This is a genomic window from Streptococcus halitosis (assembly GCF_027691175.1).
Taxonomy (GTDB): Bacteria; Bacillota; Bacilli; order Lactobacillales; family Streptococcaceae; genus Streptococcus; species Streptococcus halitosis_A.
The window spans coordinates 1-21,036 of record NZ_JAQFBD010000007.1 but is presented as its reverse complement, the minus strand read 5'-3'; the positions used below and the strand labels follow the sequence as shown (position 1 = coordinate 21,036).

Below are 21,036 nucleotides of genomic sequence, written 5' to 3'. Positions count from 1 at the left end.
GAATCAATGAGTTACGAACAGGAATTTATGAAGGAATTTGAAGCCTGGGTCAATACCCAGATCATGATCAACGACATGGCGCATAAGGAAAGTCAAAAAGTCTACGAAGAAGACCAAGACGAACGTGCCAAAGATGCCATGATTCGCTACGAAAGTCGCTTGGATGCTTATCAGTTCTTGCTGGGTAAGTTTGAAAACTTCAAGGCGGGCAAGGGATTCCATGATTTGCCAGAGGGCTTGTTTGGCGAGAGAAACTATTAATCGTTGCAAATCAAAAAGTGCGTATGAACGCACTTTTTCTGTTTATACGTCGTGATGTGTGTGTTTGGTGATCCATTGTTCCATTTTGATATGCAACCAGAATGAATAGATGCCCAAAGTGATGATGGTGAGCAAGAACCACTTGATCCAGTTCCCGAATAATTGAGAACCTGTTCCGTCAAAATAGAGGCGACGCCCATCGATGACAGTGTGCTTGACTTTCCAGTTTTGCATCATACAAACTGCCCAAGGCGTAGCGATTCCAATAGTAAAAACTATGATAAGCATGGCTAGGATAGCATATCCAACGTAGCTCAAAAGACCACCATCAAAGTAACTTTCATTATTTATATTCTTCTCCTTATCAGCTTTTTACGTGAATTAGTCTTGCACATTACTGCATGTTTTATCAAGAAGTTGAATCATTGTTAAATTAGATTGAAAGAGAAAACGGCTAGATTTTTAAGGGGAATCTTATTTCCTTTCTTGATTTTTCGTCGAAATATTGATAAAATATCTTTATTAAATCCTTGTCAGAGCAGGGATTTTTTATTGAAAGGATTTTATCATGTCAAAGAAACTCCAACGGAAAAAACAATTGCGAAACAGCCTTCGCCGTTCAGGTGCATTTTCAACTACAGTGACTAAGGTTGTAGAAGAAACAAAAAAAGTTGTGAAGCATGCAGAAAAATCTGCTAGCGAAGCAGGAAAAGTTGTCTCTAAAAAAGTGGAACAAGCAGTAGAAGCAACTAAAGAACAAGCTCAAAAAGTTACAAGCTCTGTAGAAGAATTCGCAGCCAACCTAGGTGGACTTTCAGTCGACCGTGCCAAAACTTTCTATGATGAAGGCATCAAGTCGGCTGCTGATTTCAAAAATTGGACAGAAAAAGAACTCCTTGCCTTAAAAGGAATCGGTCCAGCTACCATCAAGAAATTAAAAGAAAACGGCATCAAGTTCAAGTAATCTTTCTTGTGCCTTGCATTTCCGAAAAAATCTTGCTACAATAGAGCCATTAGAGGTGTTTTGAATCCCACATTTTACAGAAAGTGGCGGCGTTGAGAAGTCCACAAATGTGTCGAAACTGGTTGCTAATGGATGAAAAATTGAAATAAAAGTGTCTTTTTGTTTTAAAGACGAGAGTTGCGGGCTCTGCCCGAAATTGGGTGGTACCGCGGATAAACACATTCGTCCCTGTCATGTAGATGGCAGGGGCGATTTTTTGTAGAAAGCGAGGTAGAAGGATGACAAGAGTAACATTGCCAGAAAGAATCGAAACAGAACGTCTTCTTTTACGAGTCCGAACAGTGGATGATGCAGTGGATATCCATGCCTACGCTAGTCTCCCAGAGGTCGCCTATCCAGCAGGCTTTCCGCCCGTCAAGAGCTTGGAAGATGAGATTTATTATCTAGAGCATATTCTGCCCGAGCGCAATGAAAAGAATAATCTCCCAGCGGGCTATGGAATTGTTCTCAAAGGGACTGATAAAGTCATCGGTTCTGTTGATTTCAACCATCGGCACGAAGACGATGTCTTAGAAATCGGCTATACCTTGCACCCAGACTATTGGGGACGAGGCTATGTTCCAGAAGCGGCACGTGCCTTGATTGAACTAGGTTTTAAGGAACTTGGTCTTCACAAGATTGAACTGATTTGTTTTGACTACAATGTACAAAGTCAACGAGTCGCAGAGAAACTTGGCTTTACCCTCGAAGCTCGCATCCGAGATCGTAAAGATGCCCAAGGCAATCGCTGTGACAGTCTGATATATGGGTTGCTGAAGAGTGAGTGGGAGGAATAAGATGAGCGATGTAAAAAAGGAAGTAAGTCCTTTATCTGAGGAACACTTACGTCAAATTGATGTGGAGTACGCTGAATTAAATGATAGTGATATTATCGAGCGATTAGCTTATTTAGAAATTAACAACAATGAAAAACGTATTGTTATCTCTGATATTAAACCAACCAAAAAGATAATGTCAGTTTCAAACCAAATTTTTGAGATTCAAAAAGATTTTCAAAAAATCAAGAATATGTTCGAATTGTTTATTACAGATGTCTCGGATTTTTTAAGTATTAAGAATAAACTTGAGTCAAAGGAGTTGAAAATTGAAGAGGCAGACGTGAATCGTTTCATGATTCATTTATTATCCAGTGGAAAATTGTTCGTCGATTTTAATGAAAACCAAATCAAACAGAAATATTCCAAGGATAGTGAGGAATTTGATTGTATACATAGGTTTGCAAGCTATCAGTATGATACGAACTTTGCTTATCGATTTTGTCATTCTTTGAGGAACTATTCCCAACATATTGACTTACCAATAAATGAAATAAAAGCTGTTAGTCCAGATGATGAAACCATTTTAGTCGATTTCTATATTGATTTAGATTATCTTTTAAATTCCAACTTTAAATGGAAAAAATTGAAAATGGAATTGATAGAACTAAACAGAAAAACATCTAAGATTGATGCTATAACTCTAGTTAAAGAATACTTTAATTCTCTCACAGAGCTCTATGGTAATTATAACGAATTATTTTTAAAGTTAAACCATAATACATTAGTCGATATTAAGTCAAAGTTGGAATCATTAAAATTGAAACATACAAGATATTATATTTCAAAGATAAGCAAATACGATCTTAAATATAGTCCGGAAAACTATACACTATCACCACTTGCAGCATTTGCAGAAATTGATGAAATTTATATCGAATTATCAAAAATTGGTTTGGTAAATATTGTAAATAAAAACAATTAAGGAGAACACACATGTCTAAAGAACTTTCACCTAAATACAATCCAGCCGAGGTTGAGGCTGGTCGTTATCAAAAATGGCTTGATGCCGATGTTTTCAAGCCTTCAGGCGATCAAAAGGCTAAGCCATATTCTATCGTCATTCCACCACCAAACGTAACTGGGAAACTTCACCTTGGTCACGCTTGGGATACGACCTTGCAGGATATCATCATCCGTCAAAAACGCATGCAAGGTTTTGATACGCTTTGGCTTCCAGGGATGGACCACGCTGGGATTGCGACTCAGGCTAAGGTTGAGGAGCGCTTGCGTGGTGAAGGCATTTCCCGCTATGACCTTGGTCGTGAAAAATTCCTTGAGAAAGTCTGGGAATGGAAAGACGAATATGCGACGACTATCAAGGAACAATGGGGCAAGATGGGGCTCTCTGTAGACTACTCTCGCGAGCGTTTCACTCTTGACGAAGGTTTGTCAAAAGCCGTTCGCAAGGTCTTTGTGGACCTTTACAAGAAAGGCTGGATCTACCGTGGTGAGTTTATCATCAACTGGGACCCAGCAGCTCGCACAGCTCTTTCTGATATCGAGGTGATTCACAAGGATGTCGAAGGTGCCTTCTACCATATGAACTACATGCTGGAAGATGGTTCACGCGCCCTTGAAGTTGCGACAACTCGTCCAGAGACCATGTTTGGGGACGTTGCGGTTGCGGTCAATCCAGAAGACCCACGCTACAAGGACTTGATCGGTAAAAATGTTATCCTTCCAATCGCTAATAAATTGATTCCAATCGTTGGAGATGAGCACGCAGATCCTGAGTTTGGTACTGGTGTCGTAAAAATCACACCCGCCCACGATCCAAACGACTTCTTGGTTGGTCAACGCCACAACTTGCCACAAGTCAACGTGATGAACGACGACGGAACTATGAACGACTTGGCCTTTGAATTTGCAGGTATGGACCGTTTTGAAGCTCGTAAGGCAGTCGTTGCTAAGTTGGAAGAAATCGGTGCCCTCGTTAAAATCGAGAAACGTGTTCACAGCGTTGGTCACTCAGAACGTACAGGTGTTGTGGTTGAACCACGCTTGTCTACGCAATGGTTCGTCAAGATGGACCAGTTGGCTAAAAATGCCATTGCCAACCAAGATACTGATGATAAGGTAGAATTCTACCCCCCTCGTTTCAACGATACCTTCCTCCAATGGATGGAAAATGTCCACGACTGGGTGATCTCTCGTCAGCTCTGGTGGGGTCACCAAATCCCTGCTTGGTACAATGCTGAGGGTGAAATATATGTCGGCGAAGAAGCTCCAGAAGGTGACGGTTGGACTCAGGACGAAGACGTCTTGGATACTTGGTTTAGTTCTGCCCTTTGGCCGTTCTCAACCATGGGCTGGCCAGATGTCGACTCAGATGACTTCAAACGTTACTTCCCAACTTCAACTTTGGTAACAGGTTACGACATCATCTTCTTCTGGGTATCTCGTATGATCTTCCAATCCTTGGAATTCACTGGCCGTCAGCCATTCCAAAACGTCCTTATCCACGGTCTTATCCGTGATGAGCAAGGACGCAAGATGTCTAAATCTCTCGGTAACGGGATTGACCCGATGGATGTTATCGAGAAATACGGTGCTGATGCGCTTCGTTGGTTCCTTTCAAACGGTTCTGCACCAGGTCAAGACGTGCGCTTCTCTTACGAAAAAATGGATGCTTCATGGAACTTCATCAACAAGATCTGGAACATCTCTCGCTACATCCTCATGAACAATGAAGGCTTGACCCTTGAGCAAGCAACGGCCAATGTGGAAAAAGTTGTCAACAAGGAAGCAGGAAATGTCACAGATCGCTGGATTCTCCACAACCTCAATGAAACTATCGGCAAAGTTACTGAAAACTTTGATAAGTTTGAGTTTGGTGTAGCTGGACACATCCTCTACAACTTCATCTGGGATGAATTTGCGGACTGGTACGTTGAGTTGACCAAGGAAGTCCTTTATAGCGATAACGAAGAAGAGAAAGTTATCACACGTTCTGTTCTCCTTTACACTTTGGACAAGATCCTTCGCCTCCTTCACCCAATCATGCCATTCGTGACAGAGGAAATCTTTGGGCAAATCTCAGAAGGCTCTATCGTGACAGCGGAGTACCCAACTGTCAACCCAGCCTTTGAAGACCTTGCTGCCCACACTGGTGTAGAAAGCCTCAAAGACTTGATCCGTGCTGTTCGTAATGCGCGTGCGGAAGTAAACGTTGCACCAAGAAAGCCTATCACCATCCTTGTGAAGACAAGTGATAGCGACTTGGAAGCCTTCTTTAACAGCAATGTCAACTACATCAAACGCTTCACAAATCCAGAACACTTGGAAATCGCATCAAACATCCCTGCACCTGAACTCGCTATGTCAAGCGTCATCACAGGAGCAGAAATCTACTTGCCACTGGCAGACCTCCTCAATGTCGAAGAAGAACTCGCTCGTCTCGACAAGGAACTCGCTAAATGGCAAAAAGAACTGGATATGGTTGGTAAGAAGCTCTCTAACGAACGCTTCGTAGCTAACGCCAAACCAGAAATCGTCCAAAAAGAACGCGACAAACAAGCCGACTACCAAGCGAAATATGACGCGACCGTCGCACGTATTGATGAGATGAAGAAGTTGGTGAAATAAGTTATAAACCTCGGCAATTTGCTGGGGTTTTTGGTATAATGAATAATAGTGTGTATTTGATGTAATATATTTTATTTATTTAAAAGGCTTAATTATGATTAATATAATAGATTTATTTAGTGGTGCAGGCGGATTAACTGAGGGATTCAGAAATCAGCAATATAAAATATTGGGACATGTAGAGAAAGAAAAAGCGGCTTGTGAAACTTTAAAACTTAGGGAAGTATATTATTATTTAAAGAAAAAAAATAAATTAGGACTTTATAATGATTTTCTAAATAGTAAGACTAGTATAGAGGATTTGTTGAAACATGTACCTCAAGAAAAATTGAATAAAATTCTTAACTTTGAAATTAGTCAAGAAAATATTCACAGTATTTTTAGTTTTTTTGATGATTTAGGGGAAAACGTTGATGGAATTATAGGTGGTCCTCCATGTCAAGCTTATTCAACCATTGGAAGAGCTAGAAATGCAAGTAAAAAGTCTTCAGATGAAAGAATTTATTTATATAAATTTTATATACATTTTTTAAACAAGTATCAACCCAAATTTTTTATTTTTGAAAATGTAAAAGGATTATTGAGCTTTAGAGATGCTGATGATGAGTTTTTATTACCTAGAATGAAAAAAGAATTTGAAGAGGCCGGCTATTCTTTAGGTTATGAAGTTTTAAATACTAAAAACTATGGTGTTCCACAATCAAGAGAAAGACTTATTATCTTTGGAGTGATGAACAGGAAAAAAGAACTTATTCAGGAATTCTTTAAAAATCTTAAAAAATATGAAGAAAATGAGGTGGATGTTAAAACAGCTTTTCAGGGATTACCTAGTTTAAAGGCGGGAGAAGTAAACAATTCTTATACAAATTTATCAAATGATTATGTTGAACAAAATTTTTTACAGGATTCTAAAACGCCATTAACTCAAAATATTGCAAGACCAAATAATAGCAACGATTTAGCAATTTATAAAATTGTAGCAGAAGCTAAGAAAAATGGTAAAAATATTAAATACAGTGAACTTGACTCAAAGCTAAAAACCCATAAACATACGGATAAATTTTTGGACAGATTCAAAGCTCTTTCATGGAATTCTCCATCACATACAGTAGTTGCACATATTTCAAAAGATGGTCATCATTATATTCATCCAGATACAAAACAAAATAGATCAATTACTGTGAGAGAGGCAGCTAGATTACAGGGATTTCCGGATAATTACTATTTTTTAGATTCTAGAACCAGTGCTTTTACACAAATTGGTAATGCAGTTCCTCCAATTTTTAGTAAAAAGATGGCTGATGCGATTTTAACATTGGAATTTAAATAAAAATCAACATATGTTCATCATTATTTAGAAATTGAACATATGTTGATTTTTTAGTTACAAAAGATCGAACGCAGCAAGAAGTTGAGGAGCTACAGCATTCCAGATTGTTTTTAAGGTATCAAATTGAGGGAAATTATGAGCATCATGCATTAATGTGTTTAAATGCTCCGTTGCTTTTATACTTGAAAATTCGTCAATTAGGCTTTGAACTCTATTTTGGGCTATTTTCCCTTTTCTAGAAAGCAGTCGAATCATAGTTTCATACTTAACCTTAAATGAGAGAGGATCAACTTGATTTTCAGCAGTCAGTTTTTTTGGAGTGTTATTTATTCTGATTAAGTCATCATTACTTGCTTCCTCCCAGTAGCGTTTCAATAATACAGTTGTTGTACTTTCAATCATTGCACGTAGTAGTAGGCCTTGGGTTAGAATGAATCGATTGATATCTTTATCTTCTGCTGCTTCTATCATCTCCTCTCTTAGCCTTCGGATTTTAGTACCAATATTTTGTGGAACTCTAAAATTAGCTGGGACTAGTTCTTTATACACACTGTGATCCTTTTTATATGAGGTAGTTGATTTTATTGCAGAATCTAAAATATTTTGTTTTGTTTTTTCTGGGACATCAACATCATCATTTTCTAATGCTTTGCTAATTTTATTGATGCTTTCTTTATCTTCGGTTGATAATGTGGTTTCTGCTAAAGAAGGAGTTTTTTGAATATTTTCTTGTGCTTTTTTCTCTTTTGCTTCGGAACGTCGCTTTTTCCATTCTCTTTGAATAATTCCTATTAGTTTGTTAAGATTTTCTTTGATTTCTATTAATTCGTCATCAGCTTCCCATCTAATAGATTGTCTATCTGTTGAAATAAAATCTTTTTTATTATCATCATCAAGAAAATCAATATTAAAGTAACCGGCTGCATAACTATAGAAATTATCATTTGCTCTATCTTGAAATTGTGTAACAGATTGTTCACTCGCTAGCTTTCCTCTAGACAGTACTGAAAACCCACGTTGATTGGCTTGTAAAGGTGTTTTCTTGGTGCAAATAATCCCGTTTATATGATACTCTTTAAGGTTATGAATGACTATTTGAGATTGTTTATTTGTAAGAGTTTCAAAATCATCTGGAAAAGAAAAAGTAAACTCAATTTCGTCTTTCTTAGGTCGTATACTATTGATAAATACCTCTTCATCTAATTCCTTAATGGTACCGTCATCGCTTGCTAAAGTTACTAAAAAATCTGTACGGGAATACTTGTTAAATCTTTTAGAAAGGCTATCATATAATGTATCGATTTTAGTCAGATTTTTTAAAGTAATGTCTTTAATGGTTATTTTTGTACCATTTGGTTCGTCGGTTTGAACATTATAATGGATTGTTTTTGGATGATAGGTATTATTTGATGAGCCCTGTATGTCATTATAATTCAATTCAAAAGAGTTTAGTTTCTTATTTTGAATGCTATCAATAATAATTGTATTAGCAATACCAAATAAAGCTAGTTTTCCAAGTCCTTTTTTTCCTGTAACTTTTCTGCCGTTTTTCGATAGTCCGGTTTCATTTTTTTTATCATTTATTTTATCTGTCAATCGTCTATTTCTAGCAATGGTCAAAAAATTTTCATTCAGCTCTTGTGCTGACATACCATTGCCGTCGTCTGATACGGTTATTATTTTTTCTCGATAATTAATATGAATTTTAACATTATGGCTATCAGCATCCCAAGAATTGCTGATGAGTTCGGCAATTGCCTGTGGTAACTGTTTATATAATCCAATACCTAGATGTTGAATCGTTGCAGCATGGTAGTTAAGTGTAAATTCTTCAGACATATCGGACTCCTGTGTTTAATATTTTGTTAAATATAGTATATCATATTTTAAAAGTAAAATATCGTTAATACTGGTCATTCATTTTGATTCAAATCTATTTTGTATTGGATTCATAATAGTAGTTTGACAACACGGTAAGTGCTGCTGCAACAACATTTATTATTTTTTTGACATAAGCTTCCTCCAAATAATATTTTTAAATTTACCATGTGATAAAATCAATTGATTTTTACTTAATAAATCATAGATAAATCTATTTTAACCTTTGACTATTCCGCAAAATTATCGTACAATAAAGGGTACATGATAAAATGAGGTCAGAGTCTGTTCGCTCTGGCGATAGTAGTAAAAATGAGGAGAAACGCTTTGGAATTAGAAGTATTTGCTGGGCAAGAAAAAAGTGAACTATCTATGATTGAGGTAGCGCGTGCTATCTTGGAACTTCGTGGTCGCGATCATGAGATGCATTTTAGCGATCTTGTAAATGAAATTCAAAACTACCTTGGAACATCAAACAGCGATATCCGCGAAGCTTTGCCTTTGTTCTACACAGAGTTGAACTTTGACGGTAGCTTCATCTCTCTTGGAGACAACAAATGGGGGCTTCGTTCATGGTATGGTGTGGACGAAATTGACGAAGAAATTATCGCTCTTGAAGAAAGTGATGACGATGAAGTAGCACCAAAAGCTAAGAAAAAACGCGTCAATGCCTTTATGGATGGTGATTCAGATGCCATTGACTACAACGCAGATGATCCAGAAGACGAAGATGCATACGAAGCAGATCCAGCTCTTTCATACGATGATGAAAATCCAGATGATGAGAAAAATGAAGTGGAAGCTTACGATGCAGAAATCAATGAAATCGCCCCTGATGACTTGGGTGAAGACGTGGATCTCAACGAAGAAGACGATGAGTTTTCTGACGATGACGCTGAAACAAGTGAAGAAGAGTAAAAGACTTCACAGAGGAGATCGCCTGATCTCCTTTTTCGTTCCTTGAGCAAGTCATCTGTTTGGATGCGGATTTTTAGTTGGTTTTCTGAAAACAATCTCTTTTTTTCATCTTTTACCAATTCGAGTTGACAAATGTTCTGCTTTGAGGTATTATATTGTTCGGGCACCTCTTTTAGAGGTCGGGGCTCCCTAGTTACTAGGGAGCTATTTTTGTTTTTTCAGGAAGTTTTCTTGAAAAGTCGTTATTCATAAGGGTCTTGTTTTCAATCTCCCTTCGTAGTTAAACAAGGTCTTGAGCATTTTAGAAAGAGGAATCTATGTCTACGAAATATATTTTTGTAACTGGTGGTGTGGTGTCGTCTATTGGGAAAGGGATTGTCGCAGCAAGTCTGGGCCGACTCTTGAAAAATCGTGGTCTTAAAGTAACTATTCAGAAGTTTGACCCTTATATCAATATCGACCCGGGAACTATGAGTCCTTACCAGCACGGGGAAGTCTTTGTGACAGATGATGGGGCTGAGACCGATTTGGACTTGGGTCACTATGAACGTTTCATCGATATCAATCTCAACAAATATTCCAACGTGACAACTGGTAAAATCTACAGTGAAGTTCTTCGTAAGGAACGCCGTGGAGAATACCTTGGGGCAACTGTTCAAGTCATTCCTCATATCACAGATGCTTTGAAAGAAAAAATCAAGCGTGCCGCTCTAACGACCGACTCGGATGTCATTATCACAGAGGTTGGTGGAACCGTTGGAGATATCGAGTCCTTGCCATTTCTAGAGGCCCTTCGTCAGATGAAGGCAGATGTGGGTGCAGATAATGTCATGTACATCCATACAACCTTGCTTCCTTACCTCAAGGCTGCTGGTGAAATGAAGACCAAGCCAACTCAACACTCTGTAAAAGAATTGCGTGGTTTGGGAATCCAGCCAAATATGTTGGTCATTCGTACAGAAAAACCAGCTGGTCAAGGAATTAAAAATAAACTAGCTCAGTTCTGTGACGTGGCTCCAGAAGCTGTTATCGAGTCTTTGGATGTCGAACACCTTTACCAAATTCCATTGAACTTGCAGGCACAAGGCATGGACCAAATTGTTTGTGACCATTTGAAACTAGATGCACCAGCAGCGGATATGACAGAGTGGTCAGCCATGGTGGACAAGGTCATGAACCTCAAGAAACAAGTCAAGATTTCCCTTGTCGGTAAGTATGTGGAGTTGCAAGATGCCTACATCTCAGTGGTCGAAGCCTTAAAACACTCTGGTTATGCCAACGACGCAGAAGTGAAGATTAATTGGATCAATGCCAATGATGTGACAGCAGAGAATGTAGCAGAGCTCTTGTCTGATGCGAACGGAATCATCGTACCTGGAGGTTTTGGTCAACGTGGTACGGAAGGGAAAATTCAAGCCATTCGCTATGCGCGTGAAAATGATGTTCCAATGTTGGGAGTCTGCTTGGGAATGCAGTTGACTTGTATCGAGTTTGCTCGTCACGTTTTAGGGCTTGAAGGTGCCAATTCTGCAGAACTTGCACCAGATACAAAATACCCTATCATCGATATCATGCGTGACCAGGTTGATGTTGAGGATATGGGTGGAACCCTTCGTTTGGGACTTTATCCATCTAAGTTGAAACGAGGTTCTAAGGCAGCGGCTGCTTATCACAATCAAGAAGTGGTGCAACGCCGTCACCGTCACCGTTATGAGTTTAACAACGCCTTTCGTGAACAGTTTGAGGCGGCAGGTTTTGTCTTCTCGGGAGTTTCTCCAGACAATCGTTTGGTCGAAATTGTAGAAATTCCTGAGAATAAATTTTTTGTGGCTTGTCAGTATCACCCTGAACTTTCCAGTCGTCCAAATCGTCCAGAAGAACTCTACACTGCCTTTGTTACTGCAGCAGTTGAAAATAGTAACTAGTTATCTTCTAATTTCTGAGAATAATCTCAGAGATTTTTTTAATCCATTCAGGAAATTCTTGTTAACTCAGGCGCTTGGCAATAAGAATTAGACTCACTGAGGTAAGAGATTTTCCTTGCTCATATACGGCTTCCCTATTTGTCCTAGAGCCCTTTTTGTGTTACAATGAATGGTATGAAAGCTAAGAAATTATGGATGACTGGCTTGACTGTGGCTGGTCTAAGTGCCCTTGCTTTGGGGGCTAAAAAAGCAGCAGATAATCACAAGCTCATGAAGACTCAGGAAGAGTTGACCGCTATCGTGCGCGAACTTTTCTCAGATATGGGTGAGATTGCGACTCTCTATGTTCAAGTCTACGAAAGTAGCCTAGAGCGACTGGTCGGAGGAGTCATTTTCGAGGATGGTCGTCATTACACCTTTGTCTATGAAAATGAAGATCTGGTCTATGAGGAGGAAGTCATATGATACAACCTGCAAGTTTAGAAGAATTGGCATCTTTAGTAGAAAAAGATGGCAAGAAGGTCTTCCTTTTTGTGGCAGACTGGTGTGGCGATTGTCGTTATATCTATCCAGCCTTGCCAGAGATTGAGGAGACTAATCCAGAGTTCACCTTTGTTCGAGTGGACCGAGATCAGTATCTGGATCTGGCCAAACTCTGGGATGTGTACGGGATTCCTAGCCTTGTTGTGCTAGAAAAGGACAAGGAAATCGGCCGTTTTGTCAACCGTGACCGTAAAAGCAAGCAACAAATTAACGACTTTTTAGCAGGACTGAAATAGGAGAAAAAGGAAAGAATGATTTTTACATATAACAAAGAACATGTCGGCGATGTCCTTATGGTTATCGTGAAAAATAGCGGCGATGCCAAACTGGACGTGGAGCGCAAAGGCAAGGTAGCCCGTGTTTTCCTCAAAGAAAATGGAGAAACAGTGGCTTGGAATATTTTCGAAATTTCAAGTTTGTTTGAAATTGCAGAGCGCGGTCAAGTCTTTTTGACAGATGAGCAAGTAGCACGTTTGAACCAAGAATTGCGAGCGGAAGGCTTTGCAGAAGAGATTGTCAATGACAAAGAACCTAAGTTTGTTGTTGGTGAAATTGTCGAGATGGTAGCCCATCCAGATAGTGACCACCTCAACATCTGCCAAGTTGCAGTCGCAAGTGATAAGACAGTGCAAATCGTTGCAGGGGCTCCCAATGCGCGTGTTGGGTTGAAAACCATTGTGGCTCTCCCTGGAGCGATGATGCCAAAAGGCAATCTCATTTTCCCAGGCGAACTTCGTGGTGAAAAGAGTTTTGGCATGATGTGTAGCCCTCGTGAACTTGCCTTGCCAAATGCTCCGCAAAAACGTGGGGTTATTGAATTATCAGAAGACCAAGTTGTCGGAACTCCATTTGACCCAGCCAAACACTGGACGGCCTAGGAAATTGTCGGTATTTGATAGACCAGATAGAGGGGGATAAGATGGCGAAAAATGTAGTGATTACAGGAGCGACCTCTGGAATTGGTGAAGCGATTGCGCGTGCTTATCTGGAGCAGGGAGAGAATGTCGTTCTAACAGGGCGACGGACAGACAGACTAGAGGCCTTCAAGTCAGAGTTTGCAGAAACTTTTCCAAATCAAACCGTTTGGACCTTTCCACTGGATGTGACGGATATGGCTATGGTAAAGACTGTCTGCTCCGATATTTTGGAAACGATAGGGCAGATTGATATCTTGGTCAATAACGCTGGACTAGCTCTTGGCTTGGCTCCCTATCAGGATTATGAAGAGCTGGATATGCTGACCATGTTAGATACCAATGTCAAGGGGTTGATGGCAGTCACTCGCTGTTTCTTGCCAGCAATGGTAAAAGCCAATCAGGGACATATTATCAACATGGGATCAACCGCAGGAATCTATGCCTATGCTGGGGCAGCTGTTTACTCAGCCACCAAGGCGGCAGTTAAGACTTTTTCAGATGGACTGCGAATTGATACCATCGCAACGGATATCAAGGTGACCACCATTCAGCCTGGAATTGTCGAAACAGATTTTTCTGCGGTACGTTTCCACGGTGACAAAGAGCGTGCTGCAACCGTCTATCAGGGAATTGAGGCCCTGCAAGCACAAGATATCGCAGACACTGTGGTCTATGTGACCAGTCAGCCTCGTCGTGTGCAGATTACAGATATGACTATTATGGCCAATCAACAGGCGACAGGTTTTATGGTTCATAAAAAATAAAAAATTTTCTCGAAAAGTTACAAATTTTTGTAACTTTTTTTGATTCCCTGCGAATAGATAAGTAGGAGGAAGAAAATATGTATAATAAAGTTATTTTGATCGGGCGTTTGACGTCTACACCAGAATTGCACAAAACCAACAATGACAAGTCAGTAGCGCGAGCAACTATCGCTGTGAACCGTCGTTACAAAGACCAAAATGGGGAACGTGAAGCTGATTTTGTCAATCTTGTTTTTTGGGGAAAATTGGCTGAAACATTGGCAAGTTACGCGACCAAAGGAAGCCTCATTTCCGTTGATGGGGAATTGCGTACCCGTCGTTTTGAGAAAAATGGCCAGATGAATTATGTGACCGAAGTCCTTGTCACAGGATTCCAACTCTTGGAAAGCCGCGCCCAACGTGCTATGCGAGAAAATAACGCAGGACAGGATTTGGCAGATTTGATCTTGGAAGAGGAAGAATTGCCATTTTAAGTATTGAAAAGTCTGAGTTGATCTCAGGCTTTTTTATATTGAGAAAGTCAGACTTTTTTCTTGACTATTTCTGACCAAGTGATACAATAGAACTATAAATTAGCACTCAGATGTAAAGAGTGCTAATGATATCTATTTCATCATGGAGGAAAACAGATGTTGAAACCATTAGGAGACCGTGTGGTCTTGAAAATCGAAGAAAAAGAACAAACTGTTGGAGGCTTTGTCCTTGCAGGCTCAGCCCAAGAAAAAACAAAAACAGCCCAAGTTGTAGCTACTGGACAAGGTGTTCGTACCTTGAATGGTGACTTGGTTGCTCCAAGCGTTAAGCCTGGAGACCGTGTCTTAGTTGAAGCTCATGCAGGTATTGATGTCAAAGATGGCGATGAAAAGTACATCATCGTAGGCGAAGCTAACATTTTGGCTATCATTGAAGAATAGAAGGAGAAAGTAAGTATGTCAAAAGAAATTAAATTTTCATCTGATGCTCGTTCAGCTATGGTCCGTGGTGTCGATATCCTTGCGGACACAGTTAAAGTAACCTTAGGACCAAAAGGTCGTAATGTTGTGTTGGAAAAATCATTTGGCTCACCACTCATCACCAATGACGGTGTGACCATTGCCAAAGAAATCGAGTTGGAAGACCATTTTGAAAATATGGGTGCCAAGTTGGTATCAGAAGTCGCTTCAAAGACCAATGATATCGCAGGTGACGGAACAACAACTGCAACTGTCTTGACCCAAGCTATCGTACGTGAAGGAATCAAGAACGTCACAGCAGGTGCCAATCCAATCGGCATTCGTCGGGGGATTGAAGCAGCGGTTGCCGCAGCTGTAGAAGCCTTGAAAAACAATGCCATCCCAGTTGCTAATAAAGAAGCCATCGCTCAAGTTGCTGCCGTATCTTCTCGTTCTGAAAAAGTCGGCGAATACATCTCTGAAGCTATGGAAAAAGTTGGTAAAGACGGTGTTATCACCATTGAAGAGTCACGTGGTATGGAAACAGAGCTTGAAGTCGTGGAAGGAATGCAGTTTGACCGCGGTTACCTTTCACAGTACATGGTAACAGATAGCGAAAAGATGGTGGCTGACCTTGAAAATCCATACATCTTGATTACCGACAAGAAGATTTCCAATATCCAAGAAATCTTGCCACTTCTAGAAAGCATTCTTCAAAGCAACCGTCCACTCTTGATTATTGCAGATGATGTGGATGGTGAAGCTCTTCCAACTCTTGTCTTGAACAAGATTCGTGGAACCTTCAATGTCGTAGCTGTCAAAGCACCTGGTTTTGGTGACCGTCGTAAGGCTATGTTGGAAGATATCGCTATCTTGACAGGAGGAACAGTCATCACAGAGGACCTTGGCCTTGAGTTGAAAGATGCGACTATTGAGGCGCTTGGTCAAGCAGCGAGAGTAACTGTGGACAAAGATAGCACTGTTATCGTAGAAGGTGCTGGAAATCCTGAAGCTATTTCTCACCGTGTTGCGGTTATCAAGTCTCAAATCGAAACTACAACTTCTGAATTTGACCGTGAAAAATTGCAAGAACGCTTGGCAAAATTGTCAGGTGGTGTCGCAGTCATCAAGGTCGGAGCTGCAACTGAAACTGAGTTGAAAGAAATGAAACTCCGCATTGAAGATGCCCTCAACGCTACTCGTGCAGCCGTTGAAGAAGGAATCGTTGCAGGTGGTGGAACAGCTCTTGTAAATGTCATCCCAGCCGTAGCTGATTTGGAATTGACAGGAGATGAAGCAACAGGACGTAATATTGTTCTCCGTGCCTTGGAAGAACCTGTTCGTCAAATTGCCCACAATGCAGGATTCGAAGGTTCTATTGTTATTGACCGTTTGAAAAATGCTGAAGTTGGTACAGGCTTCAACGCAGCAACTGGCGAATGGGTCAACATGATTGAAGAAGGAATCATCGACCCAGTTAAAGTGAGCCGTTCAGCCCTTCAAAATGCAGCCTCTGTAGCCAGCTTGATTTTGACAACAGAAGCAGTCGTAGCCAATAAACCGGAACCAGCAGCCCCAGCTCCAACAATGGATCCAAGCATGATGGGCGGGATGATGTAAAAGTAACTTATAAAAAACACAAAAGAAGGGAATACATATCCCTTCTTTTTATGATAATCACTTCTAAATTGGATTGAGCTCTCCTAACTTATATGATAAAATAAGACTAGAAAAAGGAGAAGAACATGATCGATGTAGAAGAAATTCTGAGCAAGATGAATCCCAATCAGAAGATTAATTATGACCGTGTCATGCAGAAAATGGTTCAGGTTTGGGAAAAAAATGAGGAACGTCCCACTATTCTCATGCATGTTTGCTGTGCTCCTTGTAGTACCTACACCCTAGAATACCTGACAAAATACGCTGATGTGACTATCTATTTTGCCAATTCCAATATCCATCCCAAGGCAGAATACCACAAGCGAGCTTACGTCACCAAGAAATTTGTCAGTGATTTCAATGAGAGGACAGGAAATACGGTCCACTATTTAGAAGCGCCTTATGAACCCAATGAATACCGGAAGTTAGTCAGAGGACTGGAAGAAGAACCCGAAGGTGGCGATCGTTGCAAGGTTTGTTTTGATTACCGTTTGGATAAAACAGCACAGGTAGCTATGGACTTGGGCTTTGACTACTTTGGTTCAGCTTTGACCATCAGTCCCCATAAGAACTCTCAAACCATCAACAGCATCGGAATCGATGTGCAAAAGATTTATACCACCCACTATCTTCCAAGTGATTTCAAGAAAAATCAAGGCTATAAGCGCTCGGTGGAGATGTGCGAGGAGTATGATATCTATCGTCAATGTTATTGTGGATGCGTCTATGCGGCTCAAGCTCAGAACATTGACCTTGTTCAGGTTAAGAAGGATGCCACGGCTTTCTTGTTGGATAAGGATGTTGAAAAAGACTATTCCCACATCAAGTTTACTGTGACTAAATTAGATATATAGAAATCAACCCAGTCGAAAAGCTGGGTTTTTCAAATAAAAAAACCAGGGCTCTCACCCCGGCTTGACAACTTTACCGATTCTTTAGTTCTATGTAGCGTTTGTACCAAATGTTGACATAGGCCTCTGAGAAAGGACCGCGTCCATTGTTGATCCAATCAACAAGGATTTTAACATGCTCTTTCAAAATATAGTCTAAATCATCAGAATACTTCATTTTGCGTTTATGGCGCTCATACTCTTCAACGTCCAAGAGACGCTTTTCACCATCAGTGAAGACCTTGACATCCAAATCATAGTCAATGTATTTCAGGGCTTCCTCATCTAGATAGTAGGGACTAGCCATATTGCAATAGTAGGAAATCCCATTATCGCGAATCATAGCAATGATATTAAACCAATATTTTTTGTGAAAGTAAACAATAGCCGGTTCTCGAGTCACCCAACGACGACCGTCACTTTCGGTAACTAGTGTGTGGTCGTTGACGCCGATAATGGCGTTCTCTGTTGTTTTTAGTACCATGGTGTCTCGCCAAGTACGGTGAAGACTCCCATCATGCTTATAACTTTGAATTGTAATAAAGTCGCCTTCTTTTGGAAGTTTCATAACTAACCAACTTTCTACAATTTATAAGTTTATCGTTTACTATTATATCATAAATCGGTCTATTTTTTTTGAATTTTACACGAAAATGTTAAAGATATTCTCTGAGAGCGCTGGCTATATCCGAAAAATCATAGCCTTTTCGGGCTAAAACTTGGGTTAAACGCTGTTTAAGTTCGTATCCTTCATACTTTCGAGCATACTTAGCATATTGTTTGTCTAGCTCTTTAAAAATGAGTTCTTGAGTCGTTTCTTGGCCGACTTGACTATCCAAGTCATCAAAAGCATTTTTAGCATCAGAATAGGAGAAGCCTTTGTTCGTCAAGCTTTGAATGATCTTATCCTGCAAGGCACGAGCGGGAAGCTTTCCCATGTATTTTTTAAGAAGTTTCTCCGCCACACGTTGAGCAACCTCTGAAAAATCAAAATCCTTTAAAACCTCTTCAATCGTTGATTTGACAATCCCTTTTTGAGACAGTTTTTGAGCTAGCACATAAGGTCCCTTATCTCCAGAAAGTTGATTTGCGTTGATAATAGAGTAGACATACTGACGATCATTTATCCAGTTGTCTTCTTTAAGGTTAGCGATAACCTGACTAGTGATTGTTTCATCAATATCATACTTTTTCAGATACTCTCTCACTTCCTTTTCAGTACGAGCCTTGAAGGATAAATGGTAGAGAGCGAGGTTCTTACCATAAGAAAACTGAGCAAAGCCCTGTATCTTGGTCAGTTCCTCTTTGCTAATGACCTTATCTCGAGACAGCATAAAACGGACAATAGTATCTTCCGTGATATAAGAGGTTTGCTGTCCATCTAGTTCCATCAAGTAGAGGCGTTTTTTCTTTTCAAGTTTTGTGATTTTCATAGTTCTATTATACCCTAAAATGTGATAAGATAGGGGTATGAATCTGAAAGTCAAACAAAAAATACCTTTAAAAATCAAGCGAATGGGTATCAATGGTGAGGGAATCGGTTTCTACCAGAAAACCCTCGTTTTTGTGCCAGGCGCCCTCAAAGGAGAAGATATCTATTGTCAGATTACTTCTATTAAACGTAACTTTGTTGAAGCCAAATTACTAAAGGTTAATAAGAAGTCTAAATTTCGAGTCGTACCAGCTTGTACGATTTATAATGAATGTGGTGGTTGCCAAATCATGCACCTCCACTACGATAAACAGTTAGAGTTCAAAACGGACTTGCTCCATCAAGCTCTGAAAAAATTTGCTCCTACAGGATATGAAAACTATGAAATCCGTCCAACTATCGGAATGCAGGAACCAAAGTACTACCGTGCTAAGCTACAATTCCAGACTCGGAAATTTAAAAATCAGGTCAAGGCAGGTTTGTATGCGCAAAACTCTCATTACCTCGTAGAGTTGAAAGACTGCTTGGTGCAAGATAAGGAAACCCAGACAATTGCGAATCGCCTAGCTGAACTTCTTACTTACCATCAAATCCCCATCACCGATGAGAGAAAAACGCTCGGCGTTCGCACCATCATGGTACGTCGAGCAAGAAAAACAGGACAAGTCCAGATAATCATCGTCACGAATCGCCAGCTAAATTTGAATCAACTAGTCAAAGACCTAGTCAAGGATTTTCCAGAAGTCGTCACAGTTGCAGTCAATACAAATACAGCAAAAACAAGTGAAATCTATGGTGAAAAGACGGAAATTATCTGGGGCCAAGAGAGTATTCAAGAAGGAGTACTTGACTATGAGTTTTCTCTCTCGCCCCGAGCTTTTTATCAGCTTAATCCTGAGCAGACAGAAATTCTCTATAGTGAAGCAGTTAAGGCTCTGGATGTCAGCGAAGAGGATCATCTGATTGATGCATATTGCGGTGTTGGGACAATCGGATTTGCCTTCGCAAATAAGGTCAAGAGTCTCAGAGGGATGGATATTATTCCAGAAGCCATAGAAGATGCTAAGCGAAATGCTAAAAAAATGGGATTTGACAATACCCATTACGAAGCGGGAACAGCAGAAGAGATTATTCCACGCTGGTATCAAGAAGGCTACCGAGCGGATGCCTTAATAGTTGACCCTCCTCGTACAGGCTTAGATGATAAGCTACTGGATACCATTCTGACCTATGTTCCAGACAAAATGGTCTATGTATCCTGCAATGTTTCGACCTTGGCACGAGATTTAGTTAAACTGGTAAAAGTCTATGATCTCCAGTATATCCAGTCAGTTGATATGTTTCCCCACACTGCACGGACAGAGGCGGTCGTGAAGTTGGTTAAGAGAAAAGCATAGAAGTTCTAGGACCTAAAAATTATAAACGAATCAAAACAAAAAAGGTATAATGGATAATTAACTAGCATAGGAAAATTATTATATAGCAGTGATAGAGTATAGAGGAGTATGTAAAATGTCAGTAGAAGAAAATCTAAATAAATATGACTATTTAAAAGAAATTTGTAAATTCTCAGATTTAAGAAATGAAAATATAAGAAAATTGATAAAAGGGGTGTCAAGTGACGAGAAAAAATTGTGGGCAATGTTTGCGCGGAAAAAGAGAGACTTGGATAACGATAATTCAGATATGACACAAATTTGCATACAAGTTGGGAGTAGTAAAAACATATACTCCGAGTTAAGAGGGATATTAAGGTGTATGATTTCTGAACCAAAAAAAGAAAAAGTTTCTACAGAATTTTCCGTTGAAGCATATATATTCAATACATTCATGGATAAAGACAGTGTCAAATACAGATCTATTTATGAAAAATTCGAAGATTTTATTATTTATGAAATTATTGTTGAAAAATACTTAGCTAATATAGATTATGAAAACTATGATAAGATTAATTATTCGGAAGTGAAATTTGCTCTTGAACATCGTGCTTATTTATGGAATCCAGCCCCACCAACATATGGAAATAAAGAACAAGAAATACTCTCAAATTTTAAAACAAGAAAAGAGAACAATTAGATAGAAATTAAAAATTTTGTTGTAGAATGTAAAAAAAGATCTTGACAAAGTAGGAAAAGTAGGTATAATAGAAAGAGTTGAAAA

22 protein-coding genes are annotated in these 21,036 nt (G+C 39.7%); 18 read left to right on the top strand and 4 right to left on the bottom strand.

The window, feature by feature from the left end:
- Positions 1 to 6 precede the first annotated feature (6 nt).
- Complete coding sequence (locus PG086_RS09250; protein ID WP_000119707.1) at positions 7 to 261, top strand: DUF1912 family protein; 255 nt, start codon at positions 7 to 9, stop codon at positions 259 to 261.
- A gap of 42 nt (positions 262 to 303) precedes the next feature.
- On the opposite strand, the gene PG086_RS09245 is transcribed toward PG086_RS09250, so the two are convergent.
- Positions 304 to 612, bottom strand: coding sequence for a DUF898 family protein (locus tag PG086_RS09245; protein WP_025169543.1), 309 nt, complete (start codon positions 610 to 612; stop codon positions 304 to 306).
- Between the two features lie 217 nt (positions 613 to 829).
- Between PG086_RS09245 and PG086_RS09240 the strand changes: the two genes are divergently transcribed.
- The 5 genes from PG086_RS09240 (at position 830) to PG086_RS09220 (ending at position 7,018) form a co-directional block, all read left to right on the top strand.
- Positions 830 to 1,225: a helix-hairpin-helix domain-containing protein gene (locus PG086_RS09240; RefSeq protein ID WP_000038705.1), complete on the top strand. Its 396-nt coding sequence runs from the start codon at positions 830 to 832 to the stop codon at positions 1,223 to 1,225.
- A 278-nt stretch (positions 1,226 to 1,503) separates the two neighbouring features.
- Positions 1,504 to 2,061 carry a GNAT family N-acetyltransferase gene (locus PG086_RS09235; protein ID WP_025169542.1) on the top strand — a complete coding sequence of 186 codons (558 nt, stop codon included), beginning with the start codon at positions 1,504 to 1,506 and terminating at the stop codon, positions 2,059 to 2,061.
- Position 2,062: 1 nt separating this feature from the next.
- The gene (locus PG086_RS09230) at positions 2,063 to 3,025 is read left to right on the top strand and encodes a ribosome-binding factor A (protein ID WP_084853013.1); all 963 of its coding nucleotides are present in this window, start codon (positions 2,063 to 2,065) and stop codon (positions 3,023 to 3,025) included.
- Between the two features lie 11 nt (positions 3,026 to 3,036).
- Entirely contained in the window at positions 3,037 to 5,688 is a 2,652-nt protein-coding gene (locus PG086_RS09225; RefSeq protein WP_270748762.1) for a valine--tRNA ligase, read from the top strand.
- A 94-nt stretch (positions 5,689 to 5,782) separates the two neighbouring features.
- Positions 5,783 to 7,018, top strand: a complete 1,236-nt coding sequence (locus PG086_RS09220) for a DNA cytosine methyltransferase (RefSeq protein WP_270748759.1) — start codon at positions 5,783 to 5,785, stop codon at positions 7,016 to 7,018.
- Between the two features lie 54 nt (positions 7,019 to 7,072).
- Here PG086_RS09220 and PG086_RS09215 read toward each other — a convergent pair whose 3' ends face one another.
- The gene (locus tag PG086_RS09215) at positions 7,073 to 8,857 is read right to left on the bottom strand and encodes an ATP-binding protein (RefSeq protein WP_270748757.1); all 1,785 of its coding nucleotides are present in this window, start codon (positions 8,855 to 8,857) and stop codon (positions 7,073 to 7,075) included.
- A 366-nt stretch (positions 8,858 to 9,223) separates the two neighbouring features.
- Here PG086_RS09215 and rpoE point away from each other — a divergent pair, with 366 nt between their 5' ends.
- The 10 genes from rpoE (at position 9,224) to PG086_RS09165 (ending at position 17,408) form a co-directional block, all read left to right on the top strand.
- The gene (gene rpoE / locus PG086_RS09210; protein ID WP_000418415.1) at positions 9,224 to 9,814 is read left to right on the top strand and encodes a DNA-directed RNA polymerase subunit delta; all 591 of its coding nucleotides are present in this window, start codon (positions 9,224 to 9,226) and stop codon (positions 9,812 to 9,814) included.
- Positions 9,815 to 10,131: 317 nt separating this feature from the next.
- Complete coding sequence (locus PG086_RS09205; protein ID WP_070567101.1) at positions 10,132 to 11,739, top strand: CTP synthase; 1,608 nt, start codon at positions 10,132 to 10,134, stop codon at positions 11,737 to 11,739.
- A 165-nt stretch (positions 11,740 to 11,904) separates the two neighbouring features.
- Positions 11,905 to 12,204 (top strand): DUF4651 domain-containing protein, encoded by a 300-nt coding sequence (locus tag PG086_RS09200; RefSeq protein WP_084939577.1) that lies wholly within the window; start codon positions 11,905 to 11,907, stop codon positions 12,202 to 12,204.
- Positions 12,201 to 12,518 (top strand): thioredoxin family protein, encoded by a 318-nt coding sequence (locus tag PG086_RS09195; RefSeq protein WP_084939578.1) that lies wholly within the window; start codon positions 12,201 to 12,203, stop codon positions 12,516 to 12,518. Before PG086_RS09200 ends, PG086_RS09195 begins: the two co-directional genes overlap by 4 nt.
- A gap of 15 nt (positions 12,519 to 12,533) precedes the next feature.
- Entirely contained in the window at positions 12,534 to 13,160 is a 627-nt protein-coding gene (ytpR, locus tag PG086_RS09190) for a YtpR family tRNA-binding protein (protein ID WP_084938827.1), read from the top strand.
- A 41-nt stretch (positions 13,161 to 13,201) separates the two neighbouring features.
- Positions 13,202 to 13,963: an SDR family NAD(P)-dependent oxidoreductase gene (locus PG086_RS09185; RefSeq protein ID WP_061599002.1), complete on the top strand. Its 762-nt coding sequence runs from the start codon at positions 13,202 to 13,204 to the stop codon at positions 13,961 to 13,963.
- Positions 13,964 to 14,040: 77 nt separating this feature from the next.
- Positions 14,041 to 14,436 carry a single-stranded DNA-binding protein gene (locus PG086_RS09180; RefSeq protein WP_270748747.1) on the top strand — a complete coding sequence of 132 codons (396 nt, stop codon included), beginning with the start codon at positions 14,041 to 14,043 and terminating at the stop codon, positions 14,434 to 14,436.
- A 156-nt stretch (positions 14,437 to 14,592) separates the two neighbouring features.
- Complete coding sequence (gene groES, locus PG086_RS09175; protein WP_000917326.1) at positions 14,593 to 14,877, top strand: co-chaperone GroES; 285 nt, start codon at positions 14,593 to 14,595, stop codon at positions 14,875 to 14,877.
- Positions 14,878 to 14,892: 15 nt separating this feature from the next.
- A complete protein-coding gene (groL, locus tag PG086_RS09170; protein WP_270748744.1) occupies positions 14,893 to 16,515 on the top strand; it encodes a chaperonin GroEL in 1,623 nt (540 codons plus the stop codon).
- Between the two features lie 125 nt (positions 16,516 to 16,640).
- Positions 16,641 to 17,408 (top strand): epoxyqueuosine reductase QueH, encoded by a 768-nt coding sequence (locus PG086_RS09165; protein ID WP_033583681.1) that lies wholly within the window; start codon positions 16,641 to 16,643, stop codon positions 17,406 to 17,408.
- A 70-nt stretch (positions 17,409 to 17,478) separates the two neighbouring features.
- Here PG086_RS09165 and PG086_RS09160 read toward each other — a convergent pair whose 3' ends face one another.
- Together PG086_RS09160 and recX are read right to left on the bottom strand one after the other, a co-directional pair.
- A complete protein-coding gene (locus PG086_RS09160; protein WP_000775318.1) occupies positions 17,479 to 18,012 on the bottom strand; it encodes a DUF402 domain-containing protein in 534 nt (177 codons plus the stop codon).
- Between the two features lie 88 nt (positions 18,013 to 18,100).
- Positions 18,101 to 18,877, bottom strand: coding sequence for a recombination regulator RecX (gene recX, locus PG086_RS09155; RefSeq protein WP_084852268.1), 777 nt, complete (start codon positions 18,875 to 18,877; stop codon positions 18,101 to 18,103).
- A gap of 37 nt (positions 18,878 to 18,914) precedes the next feature.
- Here recX and rlmD point away from each other — a divergent pair, with 37 nt between their 5' ends.
- Both rlmD and PG086_RS09145 read left to right on the top strand, forming a co-directional pair.
- Positions 18,915 to 20,273 (top strand): 23S rRNA (uracil(1939)-C(5))-methyltransferase RlmD, encoded by a 1,359-nt coding sequence (gene rlmD / locus PG086_RS09150; RefSeq protein WP_270748738.1) that lies wholly within the window; start codon positions 18,915 to 18,917, stop codon positions 20,271 to 20,273.
- Between the two features lie 115 nt (positions 20,274 to 20,388).
- A complete protein-coding gene (locus PG086_RS09145) occupies positions 20,389 to 20,952 on the top strand; it encodes a hypothetical protein (protein ID WP_084939581.1) in 564 nt (187 codons plus the stop codon).
- The last annotated feature ends 84 nt before the right edge of the window (positions 20,953 to 21,036 follow it).